The 19,837-nt window shown below is 69.6% G+C and carries 16 protein-coding genes and 1 tRNA gene; 11 read left to right on the top strand and 6 right to left on the bottom strand.

Annotation, left to right across the window (positions count from 1 at the left end; genetic code table 11):
* Positions 1-63 precede the first annotated feature (63 nt).
* The 8 genes from OG219_RS12845 to OG219_RS12810 all read left to right on the top strand — a co-directional run bounded on the left by OG219_RS12845 (position 64) and on the right by OG219_RS12810 (position 9,763).
* Positions 64-948: an AraC family transcriptional regulator gene (locus OG219_RS12845; RefSeq protein ID WP_266825994.1), complete on the top strand. Its 885-nt coding sequence runs from the start codon at positions 64-66 to the stop codon at positions 946-948.
* 54 nt (positions 949-1,002) lie between these two features.
* A complete protein-coding gene (locus OG219_RS12840) occupies positions 1,003-1,371 on the top strand; it encodes a chorismate mutase (protein WP_266825992.1) in 369 nt (122 codons plus the stop codon).
* 139 nt (positions 1,372-1,510) lie between these two features.
* Positions 1,511-2,041, top strand: coding sequence for a two-component system response regulator (locus OG219_RS12835; RefSeq protein WP_266825990.1), 531 nt, complete (start codon positions 1,511-1,513; stop codon positions 2,039-2,041).
* Positions 2,042-2,139: 98 nt separating this feature from the next.
* A complete protein-coding gene (gene pepN / locus OG219_RS12830; protein ID WP_266825988.1) occupies positions 2,140-4,632 on the top strand; it encodes an aminopeptidase N in 2,493 nt (830 codons plus the stop codon).
* A 102-nt stretch (positions 4,633-4,734) separates the two neighbouring features.
* Positions 4,735-5,568: an NAD(P)H-binding protein gene (locus tag OG219_RS12825; protein ID WP_266825986.1), complete on the top strand. Its 834-nt coding sequence runs from the start codon at positions 4,735-4,737 to the stop codon at positions 5,566-5,568.
* 223 nt (positions 5,569-5,791) lie between these two features.
* A complete protein-coding gene (locus tag OG219_RS12820; protein ID WP_266825984.1) occupies positions 5,792-7,147 on the top strand; it encodes an aminotransferase class V-fold PLP-dependent enzyme in 1,356 nt (451 codons plus the stop codon).
* Positions 7,144-8,562 (top strand): lysine N(6)-hydroxylase/L-ornithine N(5)-oxygenase family protein, encoded by a 1,419-nt coding sequence (locus tag OG219_RS12815; protein WP_266825982.1) that lies wholly within the window; start codon positions 7,144-7,146, stop codon positions 8,560-8,562. The genes OG219_RS12820 and OG219_RS12815 overlap by 4 nt, the downstream gene beginning before the upstream one ends.
* 52 nt (positions 8,563-8,614) lie before the next feature.
* A complete protein-coding gene (locus OG219_RS12810) occupies positions 8,615-9,763 on the top strand; it encodes a GDSL-type esterase/lipase family protein (RefSeq protein WP_266825980.1) in 1,149 nt (382 codons plus the stop codon).
* Positions 9,764-10,113: 350 nt separating this feature from the next.
* Here OG219_RS12810 and OG219_RS12805 read toward each other — a convergent pair whose 3' ends face one another.
* A complete protein-coding gene (locus tag OG219_RS12805; RefSeq protein WP_266825978.1) occupies positions 10,114-11,919 on the bottom strand; it encodes a 5'-nucleotidase C-terminal domain-containing protein in 1,806 nt (601 codons plus the stop codon).
* Positions 11,920-12,056: 137 nt separating this feature from the next.
* On the opposite strand from OG219_RS12805, the gene OG219_RS12800 reads away from it, so the two are divergent.
* Both OG219_RS12800 and pyk read left to right on the top strand, forming a co-directional pair.
* Complete coding sequence (locus tag OG219_RS12800; RefSeq protein ID WP_266825976.1) at positions 12,057-12,773, top strand: SIMPL domain-containing protein; 717 nt, start codon at positions 12,057-12,059, stop codon at positions 12,771-12,773.
* A 175-nt stretch (positions 12,774-12,948) separates the two neighbouring features.
* The gene (gene pyk / locus OG219_RS12795; RefSeq protein WP_266825974.1) at positions 12,949-14,385 is read left to right on the top strand and encodes a pyruvate kinase; all 1,437 of its coding nucleotides are present in this window, start codon (positions 12,949-12,951) and stop codon (positions 14,383-14,385) included.
* A 56-nt stretch (positions 14,386-14,441) separates the two neighbouring features.
* On the opposite strand, the gene OG219_RS12790 is transcribed toward pyk, so the two are convergent.
* Positions 14,442-14,524 (bottom strand) — tRNA-Leu (locus tag OG219_RS12790).
* A gap of 99 nt (positions 14,525-14,623) precedes the next feature.
* Here OG219_RS12790 and OG219_RS12785 point away from each other — a divergent pair.
* A complete protein-coding gene (locus OG219_RS12785; protein ID WP_266465514.1) occupies positions 14,624-15,280 on the top strand; it encodes an ANTAR domain-containing response regulator in 657 nt (218 codons plus the stop codon).
* A 75-nt stretch (positions 15,281-15,355) separates the two neighbouring features.
* Here OG219_RS12785 and OG219_RS12780 read toward each other — a convergent pair whose 3' ends face one another.
* The 4 genes from OG219_RS12780 to OG219_RS12765 are packed head-to-tail and all read right to left on the bottom strand — an operon-like array spanning position 15,356 to position 19,750.
* On the bottom strand, positions 15,356-16,072 hold the full coding sequence (locus OG219_RS12780; protein WP_266825971.1) for an ABC transporter ATP-binding protein: 717 nt from the start codon (positions 16,070-16,072) through the stop codon (positions 15,356-15,358).
* On the bottom strand, positions 16,069-16,980 hold the full coding sequence (locus OG219_RS12775; protein ID WP_266825970.1) for an ABC transporter ATP-binding protein: 912 nt from the start codon (positions 16,978-16,980) through the stop codon (positions 16,069-16,071). Before OG219_RS12775 ends, OG219_RS12780 begins: the two co-directional genes overlap by 4 nt.
* A 5-nt stretch (positions 16,981-16,985) precedes the next feature.
* Positions 16,986-18,812, bottom strand: coding sequence for a branched-chain amino acid ABC transporter permease (locus tag OG219_RS12770; RefSeq protein WP_266825969.1), 1,827 nt, complete (start codon positions 18,810-18,812; stop codon positions 16,986-16,988).
* A gap of 5 nt (positions 18,813-18,817) precedes the next feature.
* Entirely contained in the window at positions 18,818-19,750 is a 933-nt protein-coding gene (locus tag OG219_RS12765) for a branched-chain amino acid ABC transporter permease (RefSeq protein WP_266825968.1), read from the bottom strand.
* Between the last annotated feature and the right edge of the window lie 87 nt (positions 19,751-19,837).

Raw genomic sequence — 19,837 nt, 5'->3', positions numbered from 1 at the left:
CATGGACAAAGATCAAGGCTGGTTGGACAGACCAAAGGAGCCGAAGGGGAGGGGCGGGAGCGGATGTACCACACCTGGATGCGCTATTTCACCCCCGACCCCGCCCACCACCGGCTCGGTCTCGTCTGTCTCGGCGTCGGCCTCCAGTACGGCGAGCTGCCCACCGTGGGGCCCCGCACCCTCGACCACCACGTGGCCGTCGTGATCAGCGCGGGCAGCGGCTGGTACCGGACACCCGACGGGCACCGCCTCTCCGTCACCGCGCCCGCCCTGATCTGGCTCGTACCCGGGGTACCGCACCACTACGGGCCCGACTCCGGCTGGGACGAGTGCTTCGTCGACTTCACGGGGCCCGCTACGGCGACGTACACCGAACTCGGCTACATCCAACCGGGCCGGCCCGTCGTGCCCCTCTCCGACGCCTCCGGCGCCCGCGCCGTCGTCGGCCGCATCGCCCGCGCCGCCCGCCGCGGCAACCCCCTCCTGGAGGTCGAGACGGGTGCCGCCGTCCACGAACTGCTCGTCGCGCTGCGCCGCGCCCGCGCCGATCTGGCGCCCGACGGCTCCCCGGTCCTGGGGGCCCTCGCCCGTGACGCGTTCCAGCCACTGTCCGTCGCCGAGCACGCGGCCCGGCACGGCATGACCCCCGCCGAACTGCGCACCGCCGTCCGCCGCGCCGCCGGACGCAGCCCCAAGGACTACCTGCTCGGCATCCGCCTGGGCCGCGCCAAGGAACTGCTCGCCGCCACCGACCTCCCCGTCGCCGCGGTCGCCCGACAGGTGGGCTACGACGATCCCGCCTACTTCTCCCGCCTGTTCACCCGCCGCGTCGGCATGGCACCAGTCCGCTTCCGGGAACAGCAGGGCCGTACGGTGCCCGGCGGCTGGAGCGACCGGATACCGGATCCCGACGATCCACCCATGATCGAGCGTCCGCCCGACACATAGGGAGCGCCCACACGCTTGTAGGGAGTGTGTGCACGCCACGTAGGGTTGGTCCCCATGACCACCAGCAACACCAACGAGGCGACCGGCGGCGCGGGCCCCCGGGTCGACCCGGCCGTCCGCGCCGAACTCGACCGGCTGCGCGACAGCATCGACAACATCGACGCCGCCGTCGTCCACATGCTCGCCGAGCGCTTCAAGTGCACGCAGCAGGTCGGCCACCTCAAGGCCGCCCATCAGCTGCCGCCCGCCGATCCGTCCCGCGAGGCCCACCAGATCGCCCGGCTGCGCAGCCTCGCCGAGAACGCCAAGCTGGATCCGGCCTTCGCCGAAAAATTGCTCAATTTCATCATCGCCGAGGTCATCCGGCACCACGAGCGCATCGCGGACGGCACTGTCGACACCATTGCCGACACGGGGGAGTGACACCGGCCCGCCCCACCGTGCATCCTGCGCTGAGCGCTCTGCGCCGCGTTTGTGCCGAGCACTCCTTCTCCACCGCGGGCGCACGTCGTGAGTCCGTGCGGGCATAAGCTGGTATGTCCAAACGAGGGGACGTCGGGCCATGCCTTCGGACGCCAAGATCCTCATCGTCGACGACCATGAGGACACGCTGTACGCCCTGGAGAGCGCCCTGGCCCCGCTGGGTTACCACCTGTCACGGGCGACCAGCGGCGACGAGGCGCTCAAGGAGGTCCTGCGCGGCCAGGTCGGACTGCTCGTCCTCGACGTGCGCATGCCCGGCGTCAGCGGCCTCGACGTCGTGCGCTACATGCGGCGCGTGGGACAGACCCAGCACATACCCATCATCCTGGTCACCGGCTTCGGCCCCGACGCCGAACTGACCGCCACCGCCTTCGGCCTCGGCGTCGCCGACCTCGTCATGAAACCCATCGACCCCTGGGCGCTGCGCACCAAGGTCCGCTACCTGTACGACACCCACCAGCGCTACCAGAGCCTGGAACGCGAAGTGCGCGAACTGCGCGCCCTGGTCAAGGAACACACCCCGGACCCCGCCCTCGCGCACCCCGACACCCGCGTCCCCCTCCAGCGCGAGGCCCGCCACGGGAAGCTGAGGCAGGACCGGACCTCGTAGCAGGGAACAGGTCCGGACCTCGTCATCAGGGCCGGGGGCAAAGGCCGTAAAGCGGGCCACCTCTGTGCGCTGTCGGACCCATCAGGCAGCATGTCCCCATGTCCGTACTGACGCGCGACGAAGCGCAGACCCGTGCCAAGCTCCTCGACGTCCACCACTACGGGATCGCACTCGACCTGACCGGCGGCGACGACACCTTCGACTCCCGGACCGTCATCCGGTTCACGGTCCGCGCCGACGCGGACACCTTCGTCGAGCTGAAGCCCGCCGAGCTGCGCTCCGTCACCCTCGACGGGCAGCCCCTCGACCCCGGGACCCTCGACGAGAACCGGCTGCCGCTCAAGGGACTGACCGCCGGCGAGCACGAGCTGCGCGTCGACGCCGCCATGCGCTACTCCCGCACCGGCGAGGGCATGCACCGCTTCACCGACCCCACCGACGGCGAGACCTACCTCTACACCCAGCTGTTCATGGAAGACGTCCAGCGCGTCTTCGCCGCCTTCGACCAGCCCGACCTGAAGGCCGTCTTCGAACTGTCGATCACCGCCCCCGAGGGCTGGACCGTCCTCGCCAACGGCGTCACCGAACACCTGGGGGAGGGGCGCTGGGAAGCCGCCGCGACCCCGCTGATCTCCACCTACCTCGTCGCCGTCGCCGCGGGACCCTGGCACTCCGTACGCACCGAGCACCGCGGCCTCCCCTTCGGCATCCACTGCCGCCGCTCGCTTGCCCCCTACCTGGACGCCGACGCCGAGGAGATCCTCGACGTCACCCGCGCCTGCTACGACCGGTACCACGAGAAGTTCGACGAGCCCTACCCCTTCGACTCCTACGACCAGGCGTTCGTCCCCGAGTTCAACGCCGGCGCCATGGAGAACCCCGGACTCGTCACCTTCCGCGACGACTTCATCTACCGCTCCGCCGTCACCGACACCGAGCGGCAGACCCGCGCCATGGTCATCGCCCACGAGATGGCCCACATGTGGTTCGGCGACCTCGTCACGCTGCGCTGGTGGGACGACATCTGGCTGAACGAGTCCTTCGCCGAGTACATGGGCTACCAGACCCTCACCGAAGTGACCCGGTTCACGAAGACCTGGACCGAGTTCGGCGTCAGCCGCAAGCCCTGGGGCTACGACGCCGACCAGCGCCCCTCCACCCACCCCGTCGCGCCCGACCCGGACGCCGTCCCCGACACCGCGTCCGCCATGCTCAACTTCGACGGCATCTCCTACGCCAAGGGCGCCTCCGCACTGCGCCAACTCGTCACCTGGCTCGGCGAGAAGGACTTCCTCGCCGGCATCAACACCCACTTCGCCCGCCACAAGTTCGGCAACGCCACCCTCGCCGACTTCATCGACTCGCTCGCCGGGGCGACCGAGCGGGACGTGCACGCCTGGGCCGACGCCTGGCTCCGCACCACCGGCGTCGACACCCTCACCACCACCGTGACCGACGACAGGCCCGGCTGGTCGCTCACCGTCGACCGCGACGGCAGCCGCCCGCACCGCGTCGAGGTCGGCCTCTACGACCTCGAACCCGCCGACGGCCGCACCCTCGTCCCGCGTGAGCGCATCAGCCTCGACCTGCCCATGGGCGACGCGGCCCAGAGCTTCCCCGGCCGCCGCCCCGCCCTGGTCGTCCCCAACGAAGCGGATCTGACGTACGCCAAGATCCGCCTCGACGGGACCTCCCTGGAAACCGTCCTGCGCGGCCTCTCCGCGATCCCCGACGGACTCACCCGCGCGGTCGTCTGGAACACCCTGCGCGACATGGCCCGCGACGGTGAACTCGCCCCGGCCGCCTACCTGGAGACCGCCGCCGCCCACCTGCCCGAGGAGACCGACCTCGCGCTCGTCCAGGGCGTCCTGTCCTTTGCCGCCGCACAGGTCGCCGACCGCTATGTGCGCCCCGAAGACCGCCCCGCCGCCCTCGCCGTCCTCACCTCGCTGTGCCGCGACCTCATCCGCCGCACCGAGGACGGCTCGCACCCCGGCCTGCGCCTCACCGCCGTACGCCACTTCATCGACGTCGCCGCCCACCCCGACACCATCAGCGCCTGGTTCTCCGAGGGCACCGTCCCCGGCGGCCCCGAGCTGGACCCCGAGCTGCGCTGGCGCATCCTGAGCCGGCTCGCCGTCCTCGGCGCGATCGACGACGCCGTCATCGACGCCGAACTCGTCCAGGACCCCAGCGCCACCGGTCAGGAGGGCGCCGCCCGCTGCCGCGCCGCGCTGCCCGACCCGCAGGCCAAGCAGGCGGCCTGGGAGGCGATGTTCACCACCGACGACCTCTCCAACTACCTCTTCACCGCCACCGCCCAGGGCTTCTGGCAGCCCGAACAGGCCGACCTGGTAAGGGAGTACGTCGAGCGCTTCTGGCCCGACGCGGTGGCCCTCGCAGCCCGCCGCGGCCCCGCCATCGCCGAAGCCGCAGGACGCTGGGCCTTCCCCGTCCACGCCGTCACCCCGGAGACCCTCGCCCTCGGCGAGGCCTGCCTCCGCGACGCCGACCCCATCCCGGCCCTGCGCCGCAAGCTCGCCGACCAACTGGACGACCTGGGGCGGGCGTTGCGGGTCAGGGAGGCGTAGGACCGGCGGTCCGGGAGCCGGTTCCCGCAAGATGATGCGGCGGGCTGATCATCCCTCCTAGGCTCGGGGAGGCAGGGATGATCAGCCCAAGGAGGAGAACGCATGATCGTAGTGACCGGTGCCACCGGGAACGTGGGCCGTGCGCTCGTCGACCGTCTGGTCGCCGAGAACCGGCCCGTGCGGGCCCTGACCCGGGATCCGGAGCAGGCCACGCTCCCCGCGGCGGCCGAGGTCGCGCGCCTCGACCTCACCGACCCGGCAGCCCTCTTCAAGGGCGCGTCCAAACTGTTCCTCCAGGTACAGGCCACCGGTGACCGGGCCGGAGCGGTGCTCGACGCGGCCCGTGCGGCGGGCGTCCGGCACGTCGTGATGCTCTCCTCGGGGATCATCCGGGAGGGCGCCGACGAGACCCACCCCATCTACGCCTGGCACGCCGCCGTCGAGAGACAGGTCCGCGACAGCGGCGTGGAGTGGACCTTCCTGCGCCCCAACGCGTTCGCTGCCAACGCCCGCCAGTGGGCCCCGCAGATCCGCTCCGGCGACACCGTCCGCGGCCCCTTCGCAGGCGCCCTCACCGCGCCCATCCACGAGGGCGACATAGCCGCCGTCGCCGCCCGCGCCCTCCTGGACGACGGTCACTCCGGCGCCGTCCATCGCCTCACGGGCCCCGCCGCGGTCACCACCGGCGAGCAGATCGCCGCGATCGGCAGTGCCCTCGGCCGCGAACTGCGCTTCGTCGAGGTCCCGTCCGAGGAGGTGGGCCGGGACCTCTTCCCGCACGTCCCGCCGCAGATGCTCCCGGGCGTCCTGAAGTCCCTCGCGGCCACCGTGGGCATACGCCCCGAGATCACCAAGACGGTCGAGGCGGTCACGGGCTCCCCGGCCCGCACCTTCGCCGAATGGGCCGTCGACCACCGGGCCGACTTCACGGGCTGAGCATTCAGGGCCTGTTCCGCCGGACAGGCCCTTGCCCCAGGTCGATGCGCGGCGTCAACCCGGCCCGCGCGCACGACTCCTAGCACCTCGGCCGCCCCAACACATTTCCTCCGTACGGCAGTACCCCCTTTTGGGTCGGATCGTTGTCCTTCGCGGGCGCGCCGACCCGATCTGCGTACAGGCTTGGACTCCACCCTGCCGCGCGCCCATCGGAGGACACCCCATGAGCAGGCCGCACCTCGCCTCAGGTCCCGAAGGCCCCGGCGCGCTGCGGCCGTTGCTCGACACCGTGCTCGACGCGTTGCGCGAGGGCGGCGAGGCGAGGGGAGGGCCGCTGCCCGCCGGAGGACCGGAGGCGGTGACACGGCGGGTGCGGGACGCGGTCGGCGACGTACTGCCCCGGCAGGGCAGCGACGACGCCCTGCACACCCTCGTACGAGCCCTCGCCGAAGGCGCCGCGGACCCCGCCCACCCGCTGTGCGCCGCCCACCTGCACTGCCCGCCCCTCGCCGTCGCCACCGCCGCGGACCTCGCCGTCTCCGTCCTCAACCCCTCCCTGGACTCCTGGGACCAGGCCCCCGCCGCCTCCGAGCTGGAGGCACTCGTGACATGGACGCTGGCGCGCGAAGTCGGCGCGGCGGACGCGCTCGTCACCACCGGCGGCACCGAGTCCAACCAACTCGCCCTCCTCCTCGCCCGAGAGGCACACGGCGGCGTGCGGCTCGTGTACGGCGCCAACGCCCACCACTCCCTGCACCGCGCCGCCTGGCTCCTCGGCCTGCCCGACCCCGTCGTCGTCCCCGCCCCCGCCGGCACGATGGACCCCGCCGCCCTCTGCGAAGCCCTCACCGAGCTGCCGGGCCCCCTGCTCGTCGCCGCCACCGCCGGCACCACCGACGCCGGGCTCATCGACCCGCTGCCCGAGATCGCCGACCTGTGCGCGGCCCACGGCGCCCGCCTCCACATCGACGCCGCCTACGGCGGAGGCCTCCTCTTCAGCGACCGGCACCGCGGCAGGCTCGACGGACTCGCCCGCGCCCACACCGTCACCCTCGACCTGCACAAACTCGGCTGGCAGCCGGTCGCCGCGGGCCTCCTCACCGTCCGCGACGAAGGCGACCTCGCCGCACTGGAACACCGCGCCGACTACCTCAACGCCGACGACGACACCGAAGCGGGCCTCCCCGACCTCCTCGGCCGCTCGCTGCGCACCACCCGGCGCCCCGACATCCTCAAGATCGCCGTCACCCTGAAGACACTGGGGCGGGAAGGGATCGGCGAGCTCGTCGACCAAGTCTGCGCCCGCGCACAGGAGTTGGCCGACCTCATAGCCGCCCACCCCGGCTTCGAGCTCTACGACCGGCCGGTCATCAGCACCGTCCTCTTCCGGCCCGCCGAAGCCACCGACGACGCCGTCGCCGCCGTACGCCGCACCCTCCTGCACGAAGGGCGCGCCGTCCTCGGACGCGCCGCCCTCGACGGCCGCCTGTGGCTCAAGGCCACCCTCCTCAACCCCCACACCCGGCCGGGCGACCTGGCCACGCTCCTGAAACTGGTGGAAGGACACACCCCCCGATGAGCCCGACGCCCAATCCCCCACACCCCGCCGCCGTTGCACCCCGCGACCTGGTGGGCATCGGCATCGGCCCCTTCAACCTCTCCCTCGCCGCCCTCGCCCATCCCCTCGCCGAACTCGACACCGTCTTCTACGAACAGCGCCCCGGCTTCGACTGGCACCCCGGCCTCCTCATCGACGGCGCCACCCTCCAAGTCCCCTTCCTCGCCGACCTGGTGACCCTCGCCGACCCCGCCAGCCCCTGGTCGTTCCTCAACTACCTCAAGGACCGCGACCGCCTCTTCCCGTTCTACTTCGCCGAGCGCTTCCACATCCAGCGCGCCGAGTACGACGCCTACTGCCGCTGGGTCGCCGACAGCCTCCCCGGACTCCACTTCGGCCACCAGGTCGACGCCGTCCGCTGGAACCCCGAACGGGCCCTGTTCGAAGTCGACTTCAGCCAACTCGACACCGACGGGGAAGCCGAATCCCTCGGCCGCTCCTACACCCGCAACATCGTCCTCGGCGTCGGCACCGCCCCCAACATCCCCGAACCCCTCAAGCCCCTCGTAGCGGCCCCCGGCGTGCCCGTCATCCACGCCGCCGACTACCTCAAGCACCGTGAGCAGTTCCTCACCGCCGAACACATCACCGTCATCGGCGCCGGACAGTCGGGGGCGGAAGTCTTCCTGGACCTGCTGCGCAACCGGCCCGCCGGACGCGAGAAGATCCACTGGCTGGCCCGCACCGAGGCCTTCGCGCCCATGGAGTACTCCAAGCTCGGTCTGGAGCACTTCACCCCCGACTACACCCGCTACTTCCACAACCTCACCGAACCCGTCCGCGACCGGCTCGTCGCCGCCCAATGGCAGCTCCACAAGGGCATCGACGCCGACACCATCGCCGCCATCCACGACGAGCTCTACCGCCGCACCCTGCACGGCGGCTGGCCCGACGCCGTCCTCACCCCCGCCGTCACCGTCCGCACCGCGGGCCGCGTCGCCACCACCAAGGTCGAACTCCACCTGGAACACGTCCAGCAGGGCGCCCGCTCCCGCCTCACCACCGACGCCGTCGTCCTGGCCACCGGCTACCGCGAACGCCCCCTCGGCCGCATCCTCGCCGGACTCGACCCCTACCTGCGCCGAGACAGCTCCGAACGGCCCCGCATCGACGACCAGTTCCGGCTCGTCCTCGACCCCTCCGTCACCGGCCACGTCTACGTCCAGAACGCCGAACTCCACACCCACGGCGTCGGCGCCCCCGACCTCGGCCTCGCCGCCTGGCGCAGCGCCACCATCCTCAACTCCCTCACCGGTAAAGACCCTTACCCGCTCCCGCGGCGAACGGCCTTCACCAGCTTCGGACTCGAACAGCAGCCACAGATCCCGTCCGCCCGCCAGGAACGCACCCTGACCCCCCTGGTGGAGGGCAGGTAGGAAGCGCGGGCAGCGGCGGAAGAAGTCCGACGGCGGGGATGTTGGGCCCGGCATGACCACCGCATGGATCGCCGCGTACCGCTCCGCCCTCGTCAGCCCCCACGAGACGCTCCATGTCCTCGAACCCCGCGGCTTCGCCGACCAGACCGTACGCCAGGCCCTACGACTGGCCGGCGGCGGCGAAGCCTTCCGGGTGCGGCTCAGCAACCGCTACGGCAGGAGACCGCTGGAGATCGCCCGGGCACACATCGCCGAACGGACCGAGGGCCCCGGCATCGCCCCCGCGACAGACACCGCACTGCTCTTCGAAGGCGCCGCGCGCATCACCGTCCCGGTCGGCGAGGAGATCGTCAGCGACATGGTCGAGCGGGCCGTGCACGCGGGGGAGGAGCTCGTCGTCAGTCTCCATCTGCCCGGGGACACGGGGCTCACCACCTACTCCGCCGTGCCGTACGACATTGGATACGCCGCCCCCGGCGACCAGTGCCGTGCCGAAGTCCTCAAGGACACCGAGGAATTGACGACCGGTCACTTCATCGCCGGTGTCGATGTGCTCGCACCGCGGGACACCCGTATCGCCGTCGCCTTCGGGGACTCCTGGCTCGAAGGCGCGTTCACCACCCCCGGCACCGACAGCAGCTTCCCCGCCCAGCTGAGCCGCCGCCTCGCCCGCGGCTGGATCGTCAACCACGGCATCTCCGGCAACCGCCTGCTCACCGACGAGATCGGCGATCACCTGCTGGCACGGGTCGGGCACGACGTACTCGACGTGCCCGGCGTCAGCCACGTCCTGATCCACATCGGCCTCAACGACCTCGGCCAGCCCGGATTCGTCGCCCATCCCGAACCCGGCACACTCCCCACAACCGACGAGTTCATCGCCGGACTCACCGTTCTCGCCGACCGCCTCCACACCGCCGGACTCACCGTCATCGGCTCCACCATCGGCCCCTACCGCGGCACCGTCTACGAGGGCTACGACAGCGAGACGGGCCAGACGGTACGCGGCGAGGTCAACGCCTGGCTGCGCGGCGGCGACCACCCCTTCGACGCGATCACCGACATCGCCGCCGCCGTCGCGGACCCGGACCGAGCCGACCGGATCCGCGAGGAGTTCAACGCCGGCGACGGCCTGCACATCAACGACGCCGGCGCGAAGGCCGTCGCCGACGCCTTCGACGTATCCCTCCTGAACCTGTAGGATACGCCTTCCCTTACGGGCCGGGCCGGGCGCCGGTCAGATCGGCCGGGCAGCAGGGAAGCAGGCGGAAACGCACAATTGACTTGCGCCGAATTGCCTTGCCCGACAGGCGGGAATGCTCTATCGGAAATACCGGCCAAACGCGGGTGTGCCTTGTTCCAGGCGATCTCGGAACGTGGGAATTCGCCGCTTTCCAGTCCTGACCCTGCGACGGGTCAAAACCCTCTGAGCCAGGTCCGATCCCGGTCTGCTCCGGTTGAGCAGCCGGTGCGTCCGCGTCCATCACATCCCACCCGATGGCCGGCCCGACGAACCGACTGCCCAACCTCCCCGCAGAGCCCCTCGCGGTCCTAGAAGACGGGCGTGCCGTCCCGCGTCAGCTTCCAGTCCACCGAAGCGAACTCCGCCGGGTTCAGCGAACCCTTCGCGGTCACCCACTCCGCGATCCGCGTACGGATCTCCGTCGACTCGGCCCACACCTCGGTCGCCGACGCCACGTGCGGGAAGGCGCCGCCGCCATTGGCGCGGTAGTTGTTCACCGCCAGCACGAACTGCTGCGCGTCGTCCAGCGCCGCACCGTTGTACGTCAGGTTCTTGATCCGCGAACCCTCGGCCTGCGCGATGTCGATGTCGTACTGCAGACCCGACACGTAGTCGTAGTTGTAGTCAGGGCGGTTGTTCGCGTTCGTCAGCTTCGCCGTGTCGATCACCGCGTCCGCCGCCGTACGCACGAAGTAGTTCGCCGAGTACTCCAGGTACGCCCGCACCTGCGCGCCCGTCATCACCTTCGCGACCAGCGTGTTGTCGTACACGTACAGGCTCGACAGGTCCCGGATCGTCACGTTCCCGGCCGGGATCTCCGACGTACGCGAGAACGGCGAGGCCTGTGCGATCACCGGCAGCGAGGCGTACTCCGTACCCACGAGCGCCGCCTTGACGACGTCCTCCTGCACCTTGGTGATCAGGTCGATGATCGCGGCGTCCTTGTACCGCGCCTCGACCGTCGTCAGAGTCTCCGTGGCCGTACCGACGACCTGGTTGACGTACGCCACCACCACGTCGTGCTCGTCCTTGAGCAGCTTGGTGATCTTCGGGTCGTCGACGACCGAGTTCGAGTTGCGGACCGACGCGGCCACCGACTCGACCGTCCACCTGCCCTTGTCGAAGACCAACTCGAAGTCGAAGAGGGACAGGCGCTCCGCGTAGGCCAGCGGCTCCGAGAGGACCACCGTCTTGCCGGTCGCCGTGTTGGTGACCTTCAGCTCCGGGATCTCCACATGCGCGTGCCCGACCAGGATCGCGTCGATACCCGGCACCTGCTGCGCCACCAGCGCCGCCGAGTTCTCGATGTACGGCAGCTGGTCACCGTACGACGACGTGCCGGACGAACCGGAGTGCGCCGACACCACGACGACGTCCGCACCCATCGACCGCAGCTTCGGCACCCACTTCGCCGCCTGCTCCTCCAAGCCCGGGAACGTCAACTTGCCCTGGACGTAGGCCTTGTCCCAGATCGCGATGCCCGGGTTGGTGAGACCGAGAACGGCGACCTTGACCGGCGGCGCACCCGGCACATGGAACTTCTTCATGAAGTACGGCGGGAAAGCGGGCTTGAGCGTCTTCGCGTCCAGCGCGTTCGCACCGAGCAGCGGGAAACGGCACTGCTCCTCGAACTTCCGCAGCGTCTCGATGCCGTAGTTGAACTCGTGGTTGCCGAGGGCCACCGCGTCGTAGCCGATCGCGTTCATCGCCTGCGCCATCGGGTGGACCGGACCGCCCTTGGCGGTGATCGGGTCGACCTTCGCGTAGTAGTACGTCAGCGGGGTGCCCTGGATCGTGTCGCCCGCGTCCAGAAGGAGCGTGTTGCCACGGCCCTTCTCCTTGCGGACCGCGTTCACCAGCGTCGAAATCCGCGCCAGACCCTGCGCGTTGCCCGCCGTGTCCTTGTACTCCGCGTCCTTGAAGTAGTCCCAGTTGAAGACGTGACCGTGCAGATCGGTCGTGCCCATCACCGTCAGGGAGTACCGCTTCACGGGCTTCCCGCCCTTCTTCGCCTCGGCCGCCTCGGCAGCGGGAGCCGCCACCGACCCGGCCAGCGCCACCCCCGCCCCGGTCACGGCGGACTTCTTCAGGAACTTACGGCGGTTCAACGACATCTCAGCGACTCCTCGGGAAACGGTCAACGACGCGCGTAGATTCTGGCTCACGAGCCACCACCGCAACAGGTCCGGAAGGTTTCGATCTGGTGACCTGTGGGCACCCCAACCGGCCTCCCAGTGACAGAGTGGGACGTATGGCACCCACCGCAGAGGAACCCCAACCCGCCCTCCCCTACGGCACTCCCGACTCACCCCGCATCGCGGTGCGCGGCGAAGCCCGCCTGGAAGTCGACCCCGAGATCGCCCGCATCGGCATCACCGTCAGCGCCCGCGGCACCGACCGCCGCGACGCCCTCAGCGACCTCACCCGCCGCAACACCACCGCACTGGACCTCGTGAAGTCCTACGGCGACGCGGTCGAACACGTGGAGACCGGTGCCTTCTCCATCAGCCCCGAACTCACCAAGCACGGCCGCGGCGAACGCATCCGCGCCTACCACGGCCGCGTCCACATCACCGCCGAACTCACCGACTTCACCGCCCTCGGGGAACTGACGACCCGGCTCGCGGACCTCGACCTCACCCGCGTCGACGGACCCTGGTGGGCCCTGCGCCCCGACTCGCCCTCCCACCGCGAGGCCCGCAGGCAAGCCGTCCGCGAAGCCGTCCAACGCGCCCGCGAATACGCCGAAGCCCTCGGCACCACCCTCTCCGCCCTCGTCGAACTCGCCGACATCGGCGCCGAGAACGCCCCACCGCCCTACCCCGCGGCCCCCGGCCGCGCCATGCGCTCCATGGCCTACGCCGCGGACGCCGCCGAAGAGGCCGCCCCCCTGGACCTCGAACCCCAACGCCAGCGTGTCTACGCTCAGGTCAACGCCCGTTTCACCATGGCACCGCCCCAGCTCTAACCCCACGGAGGCGTTATCGGAATTGTGGCCGAGGGTGTACTGAAAGCGACCGCCCGCGCTCATCAGAGCACCCCGGCGCACAATTCAACGCTTGTCAATAACCCTTCACGCAAAGGTTGTTGAGTAGTCATGCGGCACCAATTCCCTACCCGTCGGTAAGGCCTACGCTCGAAACATGCGCCGAGCAAAGATCGTCTGTACATTGGGCCCCGCCACCGACTCGTACGACCAGATCAAGGCACTGGTCGAAGCCGGAATGGACGTAGCCCGCTTCAACCTCAGCCACGGCACCTACGCCGACCACGAGGAGCGCTACCAGCGCGTACGCAAGGCCTCCGACGAGTCCGGCCGCAGCGTCGGCATCCTCGCCGACCTTCAAGGCCCGAAGATCCGACTCGGCCGCTTCACCGAAGGCCCCGTACTGCTTGAACGCGGAGACACCTTCACCATCACCGTCGAAGAAGGCTTCGAAGGCGACCGCCAGACCTGCGGCACCACCTACCCGGGACTGGCGGGAGACGTCACCACCGGGGAGCGCATCCTCGTCGACGACGGCAAGGTCTGCCTCGAAGTCACCGCCGTCGAGGGCCCCCGCGTCCACACCACCGTCATCGAAGGCGGCATGGTCTCCGACAACAAGGGCCTCAACCTCCCCGGCGTCGCCGTCTCCGTCCCCGCCCTCTCCGACAAGGACGAAGCGGACCTCCGCTGGGCCCTGCGCATCGGATGCGACGTCATCGCCCTGTCGTTCGTCCGCAGCGGCCGCGACATCGAGGACGTCCACCGCATCATGGACGAAGAAGGCCGCCGCCTCCCCGTGATCGCCAAGGTGGAGAAGCCGCAGGCCGTCGAGAACATCGACGACATCGTCGCCGCCTTCGACGGCATCATGGTCGCCCGCGGCGACCTCGGCGTGGAAATGCCGCTGGAGCAGGTCCCGATCGTCCAGAAGCGCGCGATCAAGCTGGCCAAGCGCAATGCCAAGCCGGTCATCGTCGCCACCCAGATGCTCGACTCGATGATCGAGAACTCCCGCCCGACCCGCGCGGAGGCCTCGGACGTCGCCAACGCCGTCATCGACGGCACGGACGCCGTGATGCTCTCCGGCGAGACGAGCGTCGGCAAGTACCCGATCGAGACCGTCCGCACGATGGGCCGCATCGTCGAAGCCGCCGAAGAGGACATCCTCGAAAAGGGCCTCCCGCCCCTGACCGAACGCAACAAGCCCCGCACCCAGGGCGGCGCCGTGGCCCGTGCCGCCGCCGAGATGGGTGACTTCCTCGGCGCCAAGTTCCTCGTCGCCTTCACCCAGTCCGGGGACACCGTCCGCCGCCTCTCCCGCTACCGCTCCCCGATCCCCCTGCTCGCCTTCACCCCGGCCCAGGAAACCCGCTCCCAGCTCAACCTCACCTGGGGCGTCGAAACCTTCCTCGGCCCCCATGTCGACTCCACCGACGCCATGGTCGACCAGGTCGACGAGCTGCTTCTGAAGTACGGCCGCTGCCAGAAGGGCGACATCGTCGTGATCACTGCCGGCTCCCCGCCCGGGGTCTCCGGCTCGACGAACCTCGTCCGGGTGCACCACATCGGCGAGGACGACAGCCCCAAGTAGTCACTACGAAAAGCGGAGGTTCACCGTGTGTGAACCTCCGCTTTTTGTGCAGAATGTGCCGGGTGCGGGATTCGAACCCGCAAGCCCTTTCAGGCAGAGGTGTTTGAGACCTCCGTGTATGCCGTTCCACCAACCCGGCTCAAGTGGCTGCCCGGAAGCATACCGGGTCACCGCAGCTCGCTGCAGCTAGGTAGGCTCTTGGGCAGCAGCACTGCCCGGCCCGTAATGAGGAGCCCCCGTGACCGCCCCCGAGTCGCCCCAGCCCGTAGACGCGCCCGACGACGACAAGTCGCACGTGCCTCCGCTGACGACCCGCGTCGTCATCGCTGAGGACGAGGCGCTGATCCGTCTCGACCTCAAAGAGATGCTGGAGGAAGAGGGCTACAGCGTCGTAGGAGAGGCGGGCGACGGTGAGCAGGCCGTCGAGCTGGCCCGGGAGCACAAGCCCGACCTGGTGATCCTCGACGTGAAGATGCCCAAGCTCGACGGGATCTCGGCGGCGGAGAAGATCGCCGAGGAGGGCATCGCCCCGGTGCTGATGCTGACCGCCTTCTCGCAGCGCGACCTGGTCGAGCGGGCGCGTGACGCCGGCGCGATGGCGTACCTGGTGAAGCCGTTCAGCAAGAGTGACGTGGTGCCGGCGATCGAGATGGCGGTGTCGCGGTTCACGGAGCTGAAGCAGCTGGAGCAGGAGGTCGCGGACCTCAGCCAGCGGCTGGAGACCAGGAAGCTGGTCGACCGCGCGAAGTCGGTGCTGCAGACCCAGTACGGGCTGACCGAGCCGGCCGCCTTCCGGTGGATCCAGAAGACCTCGATGGACCGGCGTATGTCGATGCAGCAGGTCGCCGAGGCGGTCATCCAGGACGCCGAGGAGAAGAAGTCCGCGAAGGGCTAGCCGGACCAAGCCGCACGGAAGAGGCCCGCACCCCCGGCAAAGGGGGTGCGGGCCTTCTCGTACGCGCGGAAGGAGCTAGTCCTCGCCCAGGTACGCCTTCCGGACGGACTCGTCGTGCAGGAGGTCCTGCCCGGCGCCCGAGAGGACGATGCTGCCCACCTCCATGACGTGTCCGTGGTCGGCGAGGGAGAGCGCCGCCTGGGCGTTCTGCTCGACGAGGAGGATCGTCGTGCCCTGTGACTTGAGCTCGGCGATGGTGGACATGATCTTCTGCATCATGATCGGCGAGAGGCCCATGGAGGGTTCGTCGAGCATGAGCAGCTTGGGCTGGGACATCAGCGCCCGGCCCATCGCCAGCATCTGCTGCTCGCCGCCGGAGAGGGTTCCCGCGGCCTGCTTCCTGCGCTCCCCGAGGATGGGGAAGAGGTCGTAGGCGCGCTGGATGTCCTTCTCGATGGCCGGCTTGTCGTCGCGGAGGAAGGCGCCGAGCCGCAGGTTGTCCTCGATGGTCATGCGGGGGAAGATGTGCCGCCCCTCGGGGGAGTGGGCGAGCCCCAGCGAGACGATCTGGTGGGCCGGCGTCTTCTTCAGCGACTTGCCGTTGAACTTGATCTGGCCGCCGACGGGCTTGAGGAGGCCCGACAGGGTGCGCAGGGTCGTGGTCTTGCCGGCGCCGTTGGTGCCGATGAGGGTGACCACCTCGCCGGCTTCCACCTTGAAGGAGATGCCCTTGACGGCCTCGATCTTGCCGTAGGCGACTCGGAGGTCCTCGACTTCGAGCAGTGCGGTCATCGGTCGGTCTCCTTGCCGGGCGCGGCGTCCGTCGTGGTGTCGGCGTTCGCCTCGGCGGCCTCGACCTCGGCGACCTCTTCGTCACCGGGGGCGTTCTCGAAGGGTTCGCCGAGGTAGGCGGCGATGACGCGTTCGTCGCCCTGGACGGTCGCGCTGTCGCCCTCGACGAGCTTTTCGCCCTGGACGAGTACGGCGACGCGGTCGCAGAGGTTGAAGATGAACCGCATGTCGTGCTCGATGACGAGTACGGCGATGCCCATGTCGCGGATGGCGAAGACGAGTTCCTCGGTGGCCCGGGTCTCCTGCGGGTTCATGCCGGCGGTGGGCTCGTCGAGGAGCAGGAGGCCCGGCTCGCTGGCCAGGGCTCGCGCGATCTCGAGCTTGCGCTGCTCACCGTAGGGGAGGTTCCTGGCGAGGTGGTCGCGCTTGGCGGCCAGCCCGATGAACTCCAGGAGCTCCATGGCGCGCTCTTCGGAGGCCTTTTCGGCCTTCTTGAAGCCGGGGCCGCGCAGGAGCGCGGACCAGAGGCCTTCCTTGGTGCGGGTGTGGCGGCCCACGAGCACGTTTTCCAGGACCGTCATGTTGGCGAAGAGACGGATGTTCTGGAAGGTGCGTGCCACGCCCGCCGCGGTGACCTTGAAGGACTTCGGCGGCAGGACGTCGCCCTTGTAGCGGACCTCGCCCTCGGTGGGGATGTAGAGGCCGGTGAGGCAGTTGAAGAAGGTCGTCTTGCCGGCGCCGTTGGGGCCGATCAGTCCGACGATCTCGCCGCTGTTGACGGTGAGGTCGACATTGCGTACGGCGGTGAGGCCGCCGAAGCGCATGGTGACGCCGCGGGCGTCGAGTACGACTTCGCCGGGGGCGTTGGCGCCGGAGGAGGCTGCCGGGGTGGTGGTCTCGGTAGTCATGGTGGTCAGACCCCTGCCTTGCTGAGGACTGTGGGTGCTTCCGCGTCTTCGTGGAACTCGAGCTGGCGGCGCCGGTTCGGGATGAGGCCCTCAGGGCGGAAGCGCATCAGCAGGACGAGCGCGAGACCGAAGGCGAGGAGCTGGTAGTCGTCGAGGAACTGGAGCTTGGCCGGGATGAGGTAGAGCAGTGCGGCGCCGACGAGCGGTCCGCTGATCGTGCCCATGCCGCCGAGGACGACTGCCGCGAGCAGGAACGCCGAGTTGGGAGGAACGACGGCGGCGAAGGTGTACTGCTCGGGCGTCACGGTGTAGGTGACATGTGCCTGCACCGTACCGGCGAGCCCGGCGAGGGCGGCACCGAGGGCGAAGGCGATGAGCTTGACCCGGAAGCCGTTGATGCCCATGGCGAGGGCGGCCGTCTCGTCCTCGCGGATGGCGATCCAGGCGCGGCCGATACGGGAGTCGCTGCTGCGCCGGAAGACGACCACGACGACCAGCGTGATGAGGAGCATCAGCAGGAAGTAGTTGGCGAACCGGGCGATGGTGAAGCCGGCGAAGGTGTGTTCCGCGCCGAAGTCGAAGCCGAGGATGTTGAGGTTCGGGATCGACGCGATGCCGTTGGAGCCGTTGGTGACGTCGGGGCCCGAGGTGCCGTCCATGTTGAGGACGGTGATGCGGAAGATCTCACCGAAGCCGAGGGTCACGATGGCGAGGTAGTCGCCGCGCAGTCGCAGGGTGGGCGCGCCGATGAGGACGCCGAAGATCATGGCGACGGCGGCGCCGAGCAGGGCCGAGGCCCAGAACGGGAAGTGGACGTCGAAGGGGGAGGACGGGGAGCCGGAGACCATGGCCGCGGTGTAGGCGCCGACGCCGAGGAAGGCGACGTATCCGAGGTCGAGGAGGCCGGCGAGGCCGACGACGATGTTCAGGCCGAGGGCGACGGTGGCGAAGATCAGGATGTAGACGCCGATCGTCGCGTACTGGTCGTCGGACTGGGTGAAGGGGAAGGCCGCGGCGGCGGCGAACGCGCCGAACATCGTCACACTGCGGTGCTTCGCGGTAAGGGCGGAGATCCGGCCCACGAGGCCGGCCTTGGCCGCGGCGGCGAAGCTGAAGCCCGTGATGATGAGGAAGCCGATGAAGAGCTCGTCGTACTCGGTGCCGATGCCGTAGGTGAAGACGATCAGACCCAGGGCGAGCGCCGCGACGATGATCAGGATCTCGGCGTACGCGGGCAGCTTGCGGGCCGGGGTGGCGGTACCGGAGGCGAAGGCGGCCTTGACGACGGCGACCTTGTTGCGTACGTCGAGGAGGAACTGCTCGCGGGGGGTGTCCTCGGGGTCGCCGACGTCGGGCTCCGGCCGCCGGAACGGCAGGGAGAGCGCCCCGAGGAGGGAACCGAGGGTGGCGATGGCGACGATGTAGCCGCCGGGTTCGAGGTTGACGACGCCGCCGAGCTGGACGGTGATCGCGATGACCGTGAACCAGGCGGTGGCGAAGGTGCCGAGCGAGGCGAGCTTGATGGCGCTGGAGGCGCCCGCGGGTACCAGCCAGCCCAGGCCCTTGACGCCGTACGAGGCGAGGCCGAACAAGGTGGTGAGGGCCCCGCCGATGAGGACGAGGACCTGGAGGCCGCCCGGGTAGCCGTAGACCGTGAGGTCACCGGGGAACTCGTCGGTCCAGGTCCAGGCGAGGAAGGCGGAGACGACGGCGAGGGCGCCGCCACCGGTGGCGAGGGCGCGGCCGATGGTGGGGGGGATGGCGACGAGGCCCTTGAGCTCTCCCGGGTTCGGGGTGCTGGGCGTCTCGGGAGCGGTGGTCTGTGTGGTCATCGGTGTCACGCCCTGTCCGCCACGCGCTCACCGAGCAGGCCCTGTGGCCTGAACAGGAGCACGAGGATGAGGAGTACGAAGGCCCAGACGTTGGCCCAGGACTGGCCGCCGAGCTGCGACATGCCGGGGACGTCGGCGATGTAGGCGGTGGCCATGGTTTCGGCGAGGCCCAGGACGAGGCCGCCGATCATGGCTCCGTAGATGTTGCCGATGCCGCCGAGGACGGCGGCGGTGAAGGCCTTGAGACCGAGGATGAAGCCCATGCGGAAGTCGATCTGGCCGTACTTGAATCCGTAGGCCACGGCTCCGACGGCGGCGAAGGCGGCACCGAGGGCGAACGCGACCACGATGATGCGGTCGGTGTTGATGCCCATGAGCTTGGCGGTGTCCGGGTCCTGCGCGGTGGCCTGCATGCCGCGTCCGGTGCGGGTCTTCATCACGAAGTAGGCGAGGATCGCCATGCTGATGGGCGCCGCGACGAAGAGGAAGACGTCACCGGTCTGGATGGTGACGCTGCCGATCTCGAAGGGCCCGCCGGGGATGCTCGGGAAGGTGATGGCGGACTTGGCGTCCGGGTACCAGGCCCATACCGCCTGCTGGAGGGCGAGGGAGAGGCCGATGGCGGTGATGAGGGGGGCCAGCCGTGGCGCGCCGCGCAGCGGGCGGTAGGCGAACCGTTCGGCTCCCACGGCGATCGTGGTGGAGACGAGGATGGCGCCGATGAGCATCAGGGGCAGCGCGAGCCACATGGTGGTGCCGTCGGGCAGGATGTACAGGTAGACCGTGAGAGCGCCGAAGGCCCCGGTCATGAAGATCTCGCCGTGGGCGAAGTTGATGAGCTGGACGATGCCGTAGACCATTGTGTAGCCGATGGCGACGAGCCCGTACATGGATCCCAGTAGCAGGCCATTGACCAGCTGCTGCGGCAGTTCGTTCACCGCATGTCCTCCGAGACGTTCGGACGTCGGATGTTCGACGAGTGGGGGCCGGATGCGAGTCCGCGCGGGGCGCCTGTGGTGCAGCGC

The organism is Streptomyces sp. NBC_00038, assembly GCF_026343635.1.
Lineage (GTDB): Bacteria > Actinomycetota > Actinomycetes > Streptomycetales > Streptomycetaceae > Streptomyces.
Note: the sequence above shows the minus strand (reverse complement) of the source record. Positions and strands in the feature narration are given on the sequence as shown.